This is a genomic window from Alkalicoccobacillus gibsonii (assembly GCF_016798245.1).
Classification (GTDB): domain Bacteria; phylum Bacillota; class Bacilli; order Bacillales; family Bacillaceae_D; genus Alkalicoccobacillus; species Alkalicoccobacillus gibsonii.
The window spans coordinates 90,412-105,628 of record NZ_JAEUZA010000001.1 but is presented as its reverse complement, the minus strand read 5'-3'; the positions used below and the strand labels follow the sequence as shown (position 1 = coordinate 105,628).

Below are 15,217 nucleotides of genomic sequence, written 5' to 3'. Positions count from 1 at the left end.
AATTATTATCATCTATCATTCACTATAATAACCTGAATAACCTATGTATACACCCACCACCGAACTGTCATAAATTTGATGAAAAGTAGTGGGAAGAGTGAGGTGTCTCAATTTAGCGCTTAAAGGTTTTTGTGCAAGCTCTTTGTTGATTCTATATTCTCTTCGTTGATTCCGCACTCTCTTTGTTGATTCTTAACTCTCTTTGTTAATTCCATCCTCTCTTTGTTGAATTTTCACTATGTCCCTACTCTACTCCTTTAAAATAGTTTAACGCGCCATCCCAAGCGGACGGGATAGGGGCCGACTCCTTAGGGATAAAAGGGCAGGGTTGAAATGAGCTGGCGCAGCCAGATTAGTTCAACGCCCGCCAAAGGATTGCGTGCCCCTATCCAGGTAGCGACAGCCGAAGCTCCCATAAACCTCCTTTCCCCCATCCCCAATTTAAAAAAACTGGAGAGCTCACTCCCCAGTTTAAAATGAAAAACCAATATCAAAATCAGCTTCTGCGATGTTTGATGCTTCTCCTTCGATCCCTGCGTTTTCATCGTAAGGTACGACTTCATATGATTTTGAGGAGAATGGATTTAATCTTGAGTGAGCGTAGCTGCCACCTTGCACATCTGAGGCAATAAGTTCTTTCTCACCCTTGTGTACTTCGTAAATGTTATAGCGGACGCGCTCATCATCTGATGGGGTCCATTCTAAATCTACAGTGAGTAACCCTTTTCCGCCAACTCGCATCGTAGCTTTTAAATCATCAACTACTAATAGGGGAATGGGCGGTGCCAAATCCTCTACATCATCCGGCTTCTCAAATGCTACATTACGCATCTCGTCAGGTAAATCATTGACGATGTTTTTAAACAAGACTGTCGGATAAGAGCTACCTTCTTTTAAGTATTGAGTCTTCGTTGTGGAGTCGTACCCCATCCAAACAGCACCAACAACTGTTGGTGTGTACCCAACAAACCAAGCATCCATTGTTGCTCCTGGTACCGCAGGATATGTCGTAGTCCCTGTTTTTCCTGCAATTGGTGTTTGTGAGGTTCCTGCTTTAGCGGTCCCATCTTTAACAACCGATTGGAGCATTCGTGTCATGTTCCACGCATTTTGCTTTGACATCACCTCTGTTTGAACAGGGCTTGCACCGCCTATCTTTTCGCCACTGCGATCATAGAGTTCTTTTATAAAATAAGGCTCAATGATACGCCCCTCTTCGTTAAAAGCTCGATAGGCTTTTACAAGCTCAAATGGAGTGACACCTTCCTTTAAACCACCTAGAGCAATTGACAATCCTCTATCTGAGATCTTAAACCCAAACTCTCCTATCTTTTGCAACGAACGGTTTACACCAATTTCATTGAGCAACCATACAGCAGGAGCATTTGCCGATTGAACTAAGGCATCATACATGGTCATCTCTCCGCTATATTGATTGTTATAGTTCTTTGGCATGAAATCATTATACGCAAGTCTCTCATCCCTTAGCATGGAATAAGGGCTGTAAGCACCTGATTCAAGCGCAGGAGTATACACGGAAATAGGCTTAAACGTTGATCCAGGCTGACGCATTACATTTACCCGGTTTAGTCCTAATCGGACGTAATTTCTACCGCCTTGAACTGCAAGCACTCCACCTGATTCACTATCCATCATCATAACGGTTGCTTCGGCGTCTTCATTTTCTTCTGGGAAATAGATTGGATCCTGTAGTTTATCATAGGTGGATTGCTGTAATGATTTATTCATCGGCACAACAATTTGATAGCCACCTGTCATTAATTCTTCCTGAGATAAATGATAGCGGTTTTCTGCTTCTTCCATAACCATGTCGATATACGTATACATCGCTTCGTTTTCAATAGTCGTTTGCACATCTAGAGCAATCGTTTTCCCTTTTAATCGCACACTTTCTTCCGCTGTAATAAATCCTTGGTTTTCCATTAACGTTAAGATTAGATCCCGTCGCTCTTTGCTTCGTTCTGGATCATTAATAGGCGAATAACTATTTGGTGCTTTTGGTAGACCTGCGAGCATAGCTCCCTCATCAATGGTCAGCTCACTAACATCTTTATTAAAATACAGCTTAGAGGCTGTTTGAAGACCATACGCACCATGGCCAAAGTAGATTTGATTTAAATACATTTGCAGGATTTCATCTTTACTGTAACGTCGTTCTAAATTTATAGAGATTAAGACTTCCTTCACTTTGCGAAGCCAAGATTTTTCATTTGTTAGAAATACATTTTTCGTTAATTGTTGAGTAATCGTGCTTCCACCTTCTGCTTTACCACCTGATTCAATATTCCTGAAGATAGCTCGTCCAATCGCACGAAAATCAATTCCAGAGTGCTCATAAAAGCGATTATCCTCAACCGCTACAAATGCTTCTTGTACGTGTTCTGGAATCTCATCAATCGAAACAGGCTGACGATTCTCTACATACAATCTGGTGATTAGTTCACCTGATTCATCCACTAAAGAACTAGAATTATTCATGACAAGCTTCTCATTATCAATGACATAATTTCCTGCTAATATGACAATGGCATATACAAGAAGACCGGCTAAGAGTGCAGAGATAGCCAGGACAACATAGGTTACTATTCTCTTGAACACGTATCTTCCCTCCCTCTGATGTGGATGCCATTAGTATATCCCAATATGATCTTATTCCATGTACTGATTTATTTCACCAGCCCATGACGATGTGCATAGATGGCTAGTTGTGTACGATCATCTAAATCTAGCTTGTGCAAAATGTTACTTACATGTGTTTTAACTGTTTTTATTCCAATATATAAATGCTCTGCAATCTCTGAATTTGTTTTTCCATCACCGATTAATAATAGAACGTCGAGCTCTCGCGCCGTTAATTCCTCATGTAAAAGCTTTACTTGATGAGATCTCATCTTATTCATCATCTTTGTAGCTACCTTTGATTCAACAACAGGCTCTCCATTAGCTGCGGCACGAATCGCTTTGGCAATATCGGCTGCAGAGGTTGTTTTCAGTAAATAACTAAAAGCACCAGCTTCAATTACTGGTATCACCATCTCATCGTCTATAAAACTCGTTAGAACAATGATTTTACTCTCTGGCTTTTTCGCCATAATCTTTTTTGTTGCTTCAATTCCATTCATCTTCTCCATTAATAAATCCATCAAAATCACATCTACATCTTTTTCGAGTGCTAGCTTTGAACCGGAATCTCCATCGCTTGCTTCGCCAACAACTTCAATGTCTTTTTGCGTTGAAAGATAGGCACTCACACCCATTCTCACCATTTCATGATCATCAATTAATAGCACTTTAATCATTGATTTCTTCCCTCCATGCGAATGGAACCTTTGCCTCAATTTGAGTGCCTTTGCCAATCGCAGATTTCACTTGAAGGATGCCTCCAATTTCGTTCATGCGTTCCTTCATCGTTTGAAGTCCATATGAGCCTTGGTTGATGGATGTTGGATCAAATCCCTTTCCATTATCAATCACTGAAAGCTTCCATTCTGTCTTGCCAGCCTTTAATCTACATTCAATTTTGGAGGCTTCTGCATGCCTTAATATATTCGAAAAAGCTTCTTGGACCATACGAAAGAGTTGATCTTCAAATCCTTGAGGCATGTTTAGGTCTGCTTCAATATCATGAACAATCTGAATGCCTTGCTTTTCTTTCATTTCATGAAAAAGTTGGTTAAGACCTTCTTGTAGACTTCTTCCTTTTAGCTGAGTAGGTCTTAAATGTAAGAGTAAGCTTCTCATTTCAGACTGCGCTAGATTAGCCATCTTTTCTACACTTTGAAGCTGAGTTAGATTCATCTCCTTGTTTGACTCTGCCCCTTCTTTCACAGCAGCTGTCATCATGGAGATTGCAAAAAGCTGCTGACTGACTGCATCATGGAGTTCTCTCGCCAAACGATGTCTTTCCTCTGTAATAGCAGCGCGTTTTACTGTATCCTGCATCGTTGCATTTCGAGCCGATAGACGTTGCAAGGACGCCACCTGCTCTTCTACATGCTCAGCCATTGAATTCATTTTTGTAACGAGCTCTGTTAGTTCGTCCTCACCTTCTATACGAATTCGGTGAGAAAAGGTTCCACGATCATATAACGTTGCTCCGTGCAGGACGGTTTCCATCCGACGCTTTAGCGGATCCGCTTGAAGGAATCCACTTAAAAATCCAGAGGCAATAATTAAGAGTGCAAGCCAGCCAAGGATTGGAATACCTAAAAGCTGATGATCAAAAATAACAAGAAATCCACGATTCTCATTATTTGTTACGAGTAAAATGACGAGAATGGTAACTAATAATGAATGGACAAGACCATGACCAACAAACTGCCATAAAAAGCTTGAGAATTGTTTCTTCATATCTCACGTACCTTCACAGATCCAACCGCGCTAGAGAGAACAAACTTCACCTTACGAACACCACTTTGATAGTCTGTTGAACGTAGAAGTGTAGTTTGGTTAAATCCACCTTGTTTTGAATGTAGAATGGAGCTATCTCCGATTAGAACATACGATTGAATTGAATACTCAAGATCCTCCGGCATATAAATCTGAACGTCGCCAATAACATTCTCTACGATAATTAGCGTTTCTCCCTCAGGGATAATTGCGTTTGTTAAATCAATGCGTACATCACCAACCCCATTCCAAATTTGCATATCTGTTAATTCAAATGGAGTGGACGTAAAGCGAACCTCACCAACCAAACTTCTTTTAATAAATGTCTGGTCATCACCGAGATTTTGATTGCGCGGTTTCCGGATTTCTTCCATTGGAACTTGGGTTTTAACTTTACGCTTTTCTTTTTTTACTTTTTTATCTTTTTTTTCAGAACGAACTAGCTTTAAGCCAATATAGATAAAAATGAGTGCAAAGACAACAGTAACCAATGATATATGAAATAACTGACTAACAAAAATGATTAAAGCTATCAGCATAAAAATTTTGCCTAATTTTCGTTTCTGACCTCGAACGAAAAATACTCCTAAGGCGAGGAAGATCAACGGCGCCAAAAAGGAGTTTGAAAAGAAAGCAAGAATATTAAACATAATCAGTAAACCAACAATTGCAAAGATACTTCCTATAATGGTTTTCCGCAAGACCTTCCCTCCTCTATGCTGACTGACCTTTAATCGAGTGTAATATCTCCTGACAAGGTGGATATTTCAACCTCAGCCTTTCCATCACCAGCTGAACTTCCATACTCTCTCGCTTTCATTCGAGTTCCCTGATCCATAATTGTTCCACTTAGTGTGTCAAGATCATATTCCGCGTTCCATGTAGGAACCGTTACTCCAACCTTACCTGAAACGGTATCGACCGAAAGATCCCCTTGTTCTGTACCGTATTGGACTGAAACATCTCCTGAAACGGTATCTGCTTGTATTGCAGGGCTTGTGACCTGTACTAAACGAACATTACCTGACACAGAATCAACATCGATTTCATCAGCTTGAAATTCACCTGAATTTACAAATTCTCCAGAAACCATTTCAATCGTTATCTCACCTAGCTCAAGGTCCCCATCAAGTGTAATATCGCCGGAAACGGTGGAAATATCCAGATCCTTTATGAAGCTTTTTGGTAGATACACCGTTGCTTCTCCATTTTTAAATGACCCAGAAAAAGAAGGGAGCCATCGAAATCCCTTTTGTTCCGTTATAACTTTGAGCTGGCTACGTCCTCGCTCCACTTTAAATGGTTTACCTGTTTCACCTTCAGTCATTTCAATACGCATGTCATCATCTTCAACAGGAACAATGGTCCAACGAATGGCTTTACTCTCAAGTGATAGATTATTTATTCCATTAAGTGATTCTCTAACATCGTCCACCTGAGAATTCGCAAAATTTGAAAAGACTAGCGGAAACGTGGTTAGTACTAACAAAACAAGTCCAATAACAATCATAGCAAAACCAATTAGTTTTTTCATACGGCCACCGCCTTTATCTATTAGTCACTATATCTTTTTTCTTTATTTTTCACAAGATCGAAAGCGAGGTTTCCCCCGCTCTCACGCTTGTTAATTATCCTTGTTTTGAAGCTTTTAACTGAGCTAGTTCAGCCTCTATCTCAGCTTTTAAATTGTCGTTTTCGATTTCGAGTGCCGCTTTGCTCCATTGATCAAGTTCTTTTGATTCGTTTGAAGCAAAATGGCTAGTTTGTGAAAACATTTTTTTCAGCTCAGTTCCTGCCTTATCCGCTTCCTTTTGCTGCTCAAGTTCAAGTTTCTGTTCAGCCTTCACTTTTAGAGAGCTCTCAAGCTCTTGAATTTCCGTTTTTAAATCAAGGATGACTTGTTTATTCTGATCAATCAGTGCCTTAAATTTCTGTTGTTCGTTTAATGCCTGTCGCTTATCAATCAATGCCCTTTTTGCAAAATCCTCTTCCTGTTTTTCAATGGCAATTTCAGCTTGCTGTTGTCTTTTATCAGCTAATTTTCCTGCCGTCTCGATGGCACGCTCAAATGTTTGGAACATCCTTTCTTGCTTCGTTACTTGTTCTTTTTTCTTTACAATGGATTGTTTCGTATCACGGATTTCTTGTTTGAGTAAGGCCAATGGATCTTCCATACGCTCTAACCCTTCATGGATTGATGCCTTTACTAGTCGTTCAACTCGAGTGAAAATACTCATTTCAATTCCTCCTGTATGATTATTTATTCATTAAGCTATTAAATTCTTCATCCAATGACTTTTTACTTTTCAAGTCCATTTGATAAGATGGGTAGCTTGTGTCATCGTTTGACTCGTCATCCGACTTAAGATAACGGTAACCAAAAAACAGTAGTAAGCTAGCAATAAAAAATGGGATCAGCGCACCGACACCACTTAAAGCAAACATTCCACCGATAATAAATAGAAAGATACTGCCAACAGACAGGCCTCCTACTCGCTGATACTTTTTAAATCCCCAATACAAAAGTGCTAGACCCAGCGCTAAGGGAACAAGCCCACCTAGATGTACACCTATTAAACCAAGTAGAATGATTACACCTATTGTCATTAATACAATGCCAAGTCCTGAATTCTTATGGTTCTTCATCGCAATCTCTCCTTTCTTTTTGTTATCTTTATTGTAGGAGACTGACGTTTTTATTACGCCGAGCTAGAGCACGGTTTTATCTCCGCCCCAAGGCTGATCTTCTCATCCGCCTCAATCTGTATACGCCTTCATTTTGTCATAGTTATGTGTGCGGTTTTTCGTTATACTAAGAAGAACGTGCCCTACATAGAATGTTAGAATGGCAAGGAAGAAAAGGAGTGAAACATGTGGAGGTTTCAATATGGTTAGCGTTTTTCGCTGGCATGATTTCTTTTTTGTCTCCATGTATTTTTCCATTGGTACCTGCTTACTTAGCTCAGTTAACAGGAGCTTCCATATCAAATGGCCAAGTACAGGCTGAGAGACATTTAATCTTAACAAGAAGCGTCGGGTTCATCCTGGGCTTTACAATTATCTTTGTCTTAATGGGGGCATCGTCTTCGTTCCTCGGACAACTTTTTTCAACAAACCGCACCCTGATTGAACAGCTTGGTGGGATCTTTATCGTATTGTTTGGTTTACAAATGGCTGGCATTATCTCATTACGCTCGCTTTTAACAGAGAAGAAGCTACCGATTAAACCCCGGAAAACAGCCAGCTTCTCTAATTCGTTAATGATTGGTTTTTTATTTGGCGCTGGTTGGATGCCTTGTATCGGTTTGGTTCTAGGCTCCATTTTAATTATTGCCGGCAGCAGCGAAACCATGGGTCTTGGCATTTTATTATTATTTATCTATTCTGCTGGTCTCGGGGTTCCGTTTCTAATTGTCGCCTTTTTTTGGTCCAAGTCTCTTTCAAAATTAAAGATCATGAACCGTTGGCTACCAACGATTCAACGGGTAAGCGGTGTGTTAATGATTATTTTAGGAATTATGCTATTTACAGGATATTTCCGAATTCTATCCGCGTACTTTGCACGTTTTGTTCCATTCTCTATTTAACAATGAAAAAGAGGCGGGTGATCCATATGCGGATCACTCGCCTCTTTTCTCGCTTTTTATTCTGTTGGTTCGTTTAACATACGTATGCGATAACTATTCATGGCCGTGGTTTTGAGAATCTCAAGAAAATGTGAATTAGCTGCAGCACCAACAATGGCACCAAAACCCGGTACAAGCTGAAGCATTTTAGGTAAATCAATAAAGTCTCGATAACTTAATTGAAATGCCTTCCAATCCATCGCAAGTGGATCCTTTGGGTCGTCTGGTAGTTCCTTGGCATAATGATCCCAGTTCTCCACTCGCTCTAATAGCATGGCACGCTCTTCTCCCTCTGAGAAAGCTAACTGAAAGATCGTGAGAATAAAAAATCTCTCTTTAAATGTCTTGCAATCATAGCCATAGGTGATTGCAGTATCAAACAAAAACTTCATCTTAATGCTGAGCAGCAAAGGAAAGTCAGCCAGACCAAGCATGATTCCTCCAGCCCCTGTTCCAATCCCCTCCGCTACAGCGGTGTTTTTGTACGTTCGAAATAGCTCTCGTACTTGATCTTCTCGCTCTTCAAATGTTGTTGTTAGATCCATCTCTTTTTTTGAAACGTATTCTGACCCGCTAAGCGCCCCCTGCACCATATGCTTGACGCTCGCTGTCACTACTGAATGAACTTTTTCTGGAATGAGAGCATTCGCTTTTTTTTGCCACTTTTTCGCAAACCGCCCAGGCATTGATTGACTTTTGCCTAGCTTGCGCTTCCAACGGATCATCTCTTCTTTTGCTTCTTGCTCATAAACAGTTACGATAAGAGTCCCCTCCTATACAGCTTGTTTTTTCCGGCGATGAATCAACGATACACTTCCGACATATGCAAATAGTAAACCGGCAGCTAAGGCAACGACTGCTACAATAGGCTCACTACTTATAAGAAGAACAATGGTTAACACAATGGCCATGACCGATAACAACTTTAAGCTTAAGTGAGTTAATGCTTTTTGTCTTCCGTTTGGTTCAATTGGATAAATATCAACCCACATATTCATATCATAATGGTACCAAATAGTTGAGATCTGCATCATAACCATATGCATAAAGACAAGAAATACCGGAACCTGAATCCAACCAGCTGGAAGAATTGTTAATACAAACGCTCCAACCGCTACAAGCCTAACATATATGCCTAAATAATCATTCGCTCGTACAAACGACCTCGCCATTAAAAAGGAATATACAGATTGGGTTTTCCCAGCTAACAAAGGGATGAGCCAGCTTAAATATCTACGCTCTCTCACTTGATTACGGAGCTTTGGTACGTCTGTAAACGCATTTGCGATCCGGTAGAAGAACATGACCATACTCTCTTCCACTTCAATTAAATGATTCCACTTGATGGAGTATGCCTGACCAAGCTTCCTCCAATACAAAACGTACAGTCCTAGCATGAGCAACAAGAGAATCCCTACAAAGATGACTCCAGCCTGTGAAAAGAGCAGGTAAAGCAATACAGCATTGATTAACCCACGCAGGAGTATATGAGAGATTCGTTCTTGTTTGCTTTGTAATCGTTGTTCTTCCCAGCTAGAAAGAATATTCCACAGCTTTGCTAAAACAAGTACAACGAGTGTTGACCAAAAAACTATCCCCGTGCCAATTCGTAGAACAAATAATGGTCCTAATAGCAAAAGGACAATTAAAATGATACCTACCTGCATAAAAAAAGAATATCGAATGGCCGAACGGAAATAGTCACCCATTTTTGCTTCAAAGGGCAATAAGAAAACAACATCGGCCTGTTTGACAAAGGTACGTACTCTACTTCTCGTCAAGATAAGTAAGAATACAACCGTAAATAACTCAACAGTTGGGAACTCTGCTGGTAGCTGCTCTAAAATTTGTTGATAGTAGTAGCTACCAACAATAAATAGAAAGTAAACAGTAAATAGAAATCCACTGTTACCTATTAACTTCAGGTAACGACCTGCTTCCCTCCAGTATGTTTGGACTCGTTCTTGCCATAAGCTTTGTCCATTCATAGGATTTCTTCCTTAGTCATTTCAATGTAAATATCATCAAGTGTAGCATTCGGCCTTCCAATATGATGCTGCATTTCAGAGAGAGTTCCCTCTAATACTTTTCGACCGTGGTGTAAGATGATAAATCGATCACAGTAGCGCTCTGCCGTAGCTAAGATATGTGTAGACATCAAGATGGCAGACCCTCTTTCCTTCATGTCAGAAATGAAATTTAAGAAAGATTGAATTCCAAGCGGATCTAGACCCACAATCGGTTCATCCACGATGTACACGGGTGGCTCAATTAAGAATGCACTCATAATCATTACTTTCTGACGCATGCCTTTTGAAAAGTGACTAGGATACCACTTTTTCATTTTAGTCATTTTAAATTCCTTTAATAGCTTTTCAGCACGTTCTTCAAAATCCTTGGAATCGAGTCCATACGCAACTTTTGTTAATTCAAGATGCTCCCAAAGAGTTAATTCATCGTATAAAACGGGTGTTTCTGGTATGTACGCATACGATTTTCTATACTGATCAGCATCTTGTTTGAAGCTGACTCCATCTATTGTAATTTCGCCTTTTTGTGGTTGCAAAAGTCCTAATATATGTTTAATCGTTGTACTTTTTCCAGCACCATTTAAACCGATCAGTCCAACAATCTCCTGTTTGTTAACAGAAAGATTCACATCATGTAGAACGGGTTTCTTAGGATGATACCCACCGGTTAATCCGGTGATTTTCAAAAGCTCTGCCATAGTGAACACTCCTTTGTGTATCTATCTTACCAAAATTGCCTAATGAAAAACCAGCAAACGCATGTAATCTTTTAAAAGATAAAAAGACTGCCCGTAGACAGTCTTTAAGTCATGTTATTCCTCATCCGTTACAGGGTCAGTTCCCGCACCGTATTGGTTCTCAATCATTTCTCGGATCTCTTCAATGGATGTTCCATTTTGCCACGCCTCAATGCTATAGGCTGCAGAATCTATACATGCGTTACATCTGGCTCCGTGATCATTCCACGTAATACTCCCGTCCTCTTGCTGCTCGTACACAAAAGCTTGATACAAATGATCAAGATCGCTCGGTTCCCCGTTCACACCATAGCTCGGGAGTTGCTCTAATACTTCACGAAAGTCTGGGATTCCTTTATAGAGATTTCCAATATTATCAGGATAGTATTCCAAGAAACTAGGTAGATTCGCAGCAGATGCTGTTTCTTCATGTACATCTTCTTCTTGAACTTGTTCAGGCTGAGCCTGGCAACCAACTAATACGCTTAACATCAACAAACCCGTTAAAAACAACCGCTTCATTTGTCCACTCCATTCAACTGACCATTCATATAAAAGTATATCATATGCTCTCTGGCTTACTTTTTACAATCTAGCGAATTCTAATTGAAAATCCTTAGGTTAGAGAGTAAGCTAATTGAATAATCTAACTAACCAATCAGAAAGGATGAACCGATATGTCATCATGTATATTTTGTAGCATTGTAGCTGGAGATATTCCTTCAAAGAAAATCTATGAGGATGAGCATACTTATGCATTCTTTGATATTAGTCAAGTGACAAAAGGACATGCTCTTGTTATTCCTAAAAACCATCATGAGAATCTGTTTGACCTACCTGAAACAGAGTTAACAAGCGTTTATCAATCGGTCCAAAAGGTTGCTCATGCATTAAAAGAGGCATTCTCTCCTGCTGGACTAAATTTAGTAAATAATAACGGACAAGCAGCTGGACAAACAGTATTTCACTATCATGTTCATCTCATCCCAAGATATGATGTAACAGACGGATTTGGAGCAAAATGGGAAGAGCATGGATCAGAGTATACCGAAGAGAAGTTTGAAGAAATGCGGGTAGACGTTCTAAAAAAATTGTCTAACTAAACGATTTTAGTTAGGAAACTAAAAAAAAGAAACGGGACCTCAATTCTATGGTAGGATAGAGTTACAATGACACGCACTAAAGTGGTAAAGGGGAGAGTACGTAGATGAGTTCAGTTTATAATTTTAATGCAGGCCCTGCAGCATTACCAAAAGCAGCTCTTGAAGTCGCACAGAAGGAATTGTTAAATTTCAATGATACAGGTATGTCTGTGATGGAGCTTAGTCATCGTAGCAAGGATTACGATGCCGTTCATCAGCAAACGAAACAATTACTGAAAAAGCTACTTTCCATTCCAGACACTTACGATATTCTGTTTCTTCAAGGTGGAGCAAGCCTCCAATTTGCAATGCTTCCTTATAACCTGCTACCCCAAAACAAAGTAGGTCAATATGTTCTAACAGGCTCTTGGTCTGAGAAAGCACTAAAAGAAGCAACACTCATTGGGGAGACAAACGTACTTGCTTCCACAAAGGATTCAAATTATTCAACTATCCCTGATTTAAGGGATGCACCGTTTACTGATAACGATGCCTATGTACATATTACGTCAAACAATACGATTTACGGCACCCAATGGAAGCAATTCCCGAGCATTTCTCATGCTCCGCTTGTTGCAGATATGTCGAGTGACATCCTTTCTAAAAAAATTGATGTGAATCAATTCGGAATGATTTATGCCGGTGCCCAAAAGAACTTAGGTCCTTCTGGAGTTACTGTAGTAATCGTAAAAAAAGAGCTTGTTCAACAAGCACAAGTTGAGCATGTACCAACTATGCTTCGTTATGGCACGTTTGCTAAAAATGATTCTTTGTATAACACTCCACCGACTTTTGGTATCTACTTACTTGGTAAGGTACTCGAGTGGGCTGACTCAATTGGAGGTTTAGAAAAGCTTGAACAGGTGAATGAAGAAAAAGCAAAGATCCTTTATGACACGATTGATTCAAGCGATGGTTTCTATAAAGGACATGCTCATCCTTCTGCTCGTTCATCCATGAACGTTACATTTACCCTGCCGAATGAAGAACTTAGCAAGTCCTTCCTATCTCTAGCAAAAGAACGAGGATTTGTTGGGCTTAACGGACACCGCTCCATTGGCGGATGCAGAGCATCTATCTATAATGCAGTTCCAATAGAGGCTTGTATCGCCCTTCGAGATCTAATGAACGAGTTCAAAAGCAATAACTAACGGAGCATAAGAGCCACGGCACAAGCAAGAAAGAAAACAACCGCTACACTGTAGATTATAAGCAATGGGCGGTGTTTTCTTACATGCTCTGCTTGCAGGATGCAGTAAAGCCCTACAAGGCTAAAAGCAATAAACAACATGATGATTCCTTCAATCATTCGTAACACCCCTTTGATGATGTATATGCAAGGGCTTGATTAACAGACTACATTTAAAGGAGCGTTCAATAATGAATATTAAATCAATTGGAGTTGGTTTACTCGCAGGAACCCTAGTTTCTGGTGTAGCCGTTTTACTTACGGCTCCAACTTCAGGTAAAGAACTTAGAAACTGCTGTCAGAGTTCAATGAATTCCTTACGTCAATCCGCAAAACAATTGTCTAGAGAAGGAATTGAAATTAAAGACCAAGCCGTTGAAACATTTAAAATCAGTGGAGATATTTTAAAAACAGCTAGTAGTGAAATTAAACATTCAATTGATCAATGGCAAGAAGAAACGGCGCCTTCAATTGACCGAATTAAGTCAGAAGTAGAAGACGTTCAAAAGAATGTAGAAGAATTACAAAAGCTAGTCAAAAAAGATTAGGTAGGAATTTTGTATATTCCGAAAATTAGTACTTTATTTCTTACCCATTTCTTGTCATAATAAAAGTATTCAAAAATAATGATAAAGAGATAGACGCAGGAAAGTATTGTGACGGATTATGGATGGAGGAGATTACATGGAACACCAAACGCCGCACTCTTTAAAGCAATCAGTTATGTTTAGTCATCGCCTGGCCCAATTAAGTAAAGCTCTCTGGAAATCAGTTGAAAAGGATTGGCAGGCCTGGATTAAGCCATTCAACTTGAACTTGAACGAACACCACATTCTTTGGATTTCTTATCAATTAGATGGGGCTTCCATTACAGACATAGCTAATTTCGGCGTTATGCATGTCTCCACTGCTTTTAACTTTTCCAAAAAGCTTGAAGCTCGTGGTCTTCTCGCCTTTTCAAAAAAAGAAAATGATAAGCGAAACACGTACATTTATTTAACAGATGAAGGAAAAGAATTATTGCTTGAAACCTTTCGTAGCTATGATGAACATACCTACAGTGTGTACGGTGGCGCATTACCCATTAAAGAGCTATACGGAAAGTTCCCTGAATTCTCTGAGCTTCTTAGTATTGTACGTCATGTGTATGGAAGTGATTTTGTTGATCGGTTTGAGAGTTCCCTTCTCAAGTTTGAAGATTGCCTAAATGAAGAAGATGGGCATCTCTGTATCAAATCATTATCAGATAATGAGCAAGAGGACATATCAAAATCTTCGTAACAAAAACATAGGCTAGAAACAACATGTACAATTGTTTCTAGCCCCTCTATTTAATCCCTGTTTATAAACATTTCTACTTGAATTTCATCACGAGCTAAGTCAAAGTCAATGACTCTAAATGAATATAGATCATCAAAGTGCGCATTTGTTAGTTGCACCTCGATCAACGAATCTGATGGATGAACGACAATCCAATCTGGTAACTCTGTATGACTTTTCATCAGCTGCATGGCTTGTTCAGATGGAATCGTTAAGAATCCGAATGATAGAGAATCTGCGTGCAGGAGTAAATCTCCGTTAGCCGCTACCTCAGGATCAAAATTGATGGTGACCGGGATTGATTGACCTAAAAGACGAAACGTTGACTGAAATTTAACTGTGTCTGATAAAAGCTCAACTGTGTATGGCGTTTCTTCTTGAAATTCACTTGTTGCTTCCAGGATCAGTTCATTTAGTTGTGCTTTTGTTGACCGAATTTCTACGAGGCCTTGCTCATTTGTTCTCTCACTTTCGGTATATGGCACTTCTTCAGCCTCTGGTAAAATGGACCTCAGACTAATAAACAATGTAATAACAGCAATGACGACTATTACAGCTAGAACAACAAACGCTACTTTCCATTTATTTTTTATCATTCCTTCAACCACCCTTCCTCTTTTATGATACGGGTAGTTCGGACACCGTGTAAAGGCTTGTCCATATGCTTTGGGTAATAGAAAACTAGAGAAGTTTGATCGTTTTTCTATCTTTTTCTTAACTTTTTTGATAAAGTTTAAGATAATACAAGGTTAACAGGAGGCAG

At 39.7% G+C, this 15,217-nt stretch carries 18 protein-coding genes; 5 read left to right on the top strand and 13 right to left on the bottom strand.

Annotated features, from left to right (window positions below; genetic code table 11):
- Positions 1-471: 471 nt before the first annotated feature.
- From JNO66_RS00580 to JNO66_RS00550, 7 genes are all read right to left on the bottom strand, one after another.
- Complete coding sequence (locus tag JNO66_RS00580; protein WP_273753135.1) at positions 472-2,619, bottom strand: transglycosylase domain-containing protein; 2,148 nt, start codon at positions 2,617-2,619, stop codon at positions 472-474.
- 68 nt (positions 2,620-2,687) lie between these two features.
- Complete coding sequence (locus JNO66_RS00575) at positions 2,688-3,320, bottom strand: response regulator transcription factor (protein ID WP_203086274.1); 633 nt, start codon at positions 3,318-3,320, stop codon at positions 2,688-2,690.
- Entirely contained in the window at positions 3,313-4,371 is a 1,059-nt protein-coding gene (locus JNO66_RS00570; protein WP_203086273.1) for a HAMP domain-containing sensor histidine kinase, read from the bottom strand. The genes JNO66_RS00575 and JNO66_RS00570 overlap by 8 nt, the downstream gene beginning before the upstream one ends.
- Entirely contained in the window at positions 4,368-5,111 is a 744-nt protein-coding gene (gene liaF / locus JNO66_RS00565) for a cell wall-active antibiotics response protein LiaF (RefSeq protein WP_203086272.1), read from the bottom strand. The genes JNO66_RS00570 and liaF overlap by 4 nt, the downstream gene beginning before the upstream one ends.
- A gap of 29 nt (positions 5,112-5,140) precedes the next feature.
- Positions 5,141-5,944 carry a DUF4097 family beta strand repeat-containing protein gene (locus JNO66_RS00560; protein WP_203086271.1) on the bottom strand — a complete coding sequence of 268 codons (804 nt, stop codon included), beginning with the start codon at positions 5,942-5,944 and terminating at the stop codon, positions 5,141-5,143.
- A gap of 94 nt (positions 5,945-6,038) precedes the next feature.
- Positions 6,039-6,647: a PspA/IM30 family protein gene (locus JNO66_RS00555; RefSeq protein WP_203086270.1), complete on the bottom strand. Its 609-nt coding sequence runs from the start codon at positions 6,645-6,647 to the stop codon at positions 6,039-6,041.
- 19 nt (positions 6,648-6,666) lie between these two features.
- Positions 6,667-7,056, bottom strand: a complete 390-nt coding sequence (locus JNO66_RS00550; protein ID WP_203086269.1) for a hypothetical protein — start codon at positions 7,054-7,056, stop codon at positions 6,667-6,669.
- Between the two features lie 227 nt (positions 7,057-7,283).
- Between JNO66_RS00550 and JNO66_RS00545 the strand changes: the two genes are divergently transcribed.
- Entirely contained in the window at positions 7,284-7,997 is a 714-nt protein-coding gene (locus JNO66_RS00545; RefSeq protein ID WP_308807422.1) for a cytochrome c biogenesis CcdA family protein, read from the top strand.
- A gap of 56 nt (positions 7,998-8,053) precedes the next feature.
- Here JNO66_RS00545 and JNO66_RS00540 read toward each other — a convergent pair whose 3' ends face one another.
- From JNO66_RS00540 to JNO66_RS00525, 4 genes are all read right to left on the bottom strand, one after another.
- Positions 8,054-8,797 carry an EcsC family protein gene (locus JNO66_RS00540; RefSeq protein WP_273753207.1) on the bottom strand — a complete coding sequence of 248 codons (744 nt, stop codon included), beginning with the start codon at positions 8,795-8,797 and terminating at the stop codon, positions 8,054-8,056.
- A 12-nt stretch (positions 8,798-8,809) separates the two neighbouring features.
- Positions 8,810-10,024: an ABC transporter permease gene (locus JNO66_RS00535; protein WP_203086266.1), complete on the bottom strand. Its 1,215-nt coding sequence runs from the start codon at positions 10,022-10,024 to the stop codon at positions 8,810-8,812.
- A complete protein-coding gene (locus JNO66_RS00530; protein ID WP_203086265.1) occupies positions 10,021-10,764 on the bottom strand; it encodes an ABC transporter ATP-binding protein in 744 nt (247 codons plus the stop codon). Before JNO66_RS00530 ends, JNO66_RS00535 begins: the two co-directional genes overlap by 4 nt.
- A gap of 114 nt (positions 10,765-10,878) precedes the next feature.
- On the bottom strand, positions 10,879-11,325 hold the full coding sequence (locus JNO66_RS00525) for a PCYCGC motif-containing (lipo)protein (RefSeq protein ID WP_203086264.1): 447 nt from the start codon (positions 11,323-11,325) through the stop codon (positions 10,879-10,881).
- A gap of 155 nt (positions 11,326-11,480) precedes the next feature.
- Between JNO66_RS00525 and JNO66_RS00520 the strand changes: the two genes are divergently transcribed.
- Positions 11,481-11,906, top strand: a complete 426-nt coding sequence (locus JNO66_RS00520; protein ID WP_203086263.1) for an HIT family protein — start codon at positions 11,481-11,483, stop codon at positions 11,904-11,906.
- Positions 11,907-12,010: 104 nt separating this feature from the next.
- Complete coding sequence (gene serC / locus JNO66_RS00515; protein WP_203086262.1) at positions 12,011-13,096, top strand: 3-phosphoserine/phosphohydroxythreonine transaminase; 1,086 nt, start codon at positions 12,011-12,013, stop codon at positions 13,094-13,096.
- Here the strand turns inward: serC and JNO66_RS00510 are convergent.
- Positions 13,093-13,254 carry a hypothetical protein gene (locus JNO66_RS00510; RefSeq protein WP_203086261.1) on the bottom strand — a complete coding sequence of 54 codons (162 nt, stop codon included), beginning with the start codon at positions 13,252-13,254 and terminating at the stop codon, positions 13,093-13,095. The two genes, serC and JNO66_RS00510, sit on opposite strands and share 4 nt — an antisense overlap.
- Before the next feature lie 71 nt (positions 13,255-13,325).
- On the opposite strand from JNO66_RS00510, the gene JNO66_RS00505 reads away from it, so the two are divergent.
- Together JNO66_RS00505 and JNO66_RS00500 are read left to right on the top strand one after the other, a co-directional pair.
- Positions 13,326-13,682, top strand: a complete 357-nt coding sequence (locus JNO66_RS00505) for a YtxH domain-containing protein (protein ID WP_203086260.1) — start codon at positions 13,326-13,328, stop codon at positions 13,680-13,682.
- A gap of 136 nt (positions 13,683-13,818) precedes the next feature.
- A complete protein-coding gene (locus JNO66_RS00500; RefSeq protein ID WP_203086259.1) occupies positions 13,819-14,415 on the top strand; it encodes an HTH-type transcriptional regulator Hpr in 597 nt (198 codons plus the stop codon).
- 50 nt (positions 14,416-14,465) lie between these two features.
- On the opposite strand, the gene JNO66_RS00495 is transcribed toward JNO66_RS00500, so the two are convergent.
- The gene (locus tag JNO66_RS00495; protein WP_203086258.1) at positions 14,466-15,050 is read right to left on the bottom strand and encodes a YpmS family protein; all 585 of its coding nucleotides are present in this window, start codon (positions 15,048-15,050) and stop codon (positions 14,466-14,468) included.
- Positions 15,051-15,217: the final 167 nt, after the last annotated feature.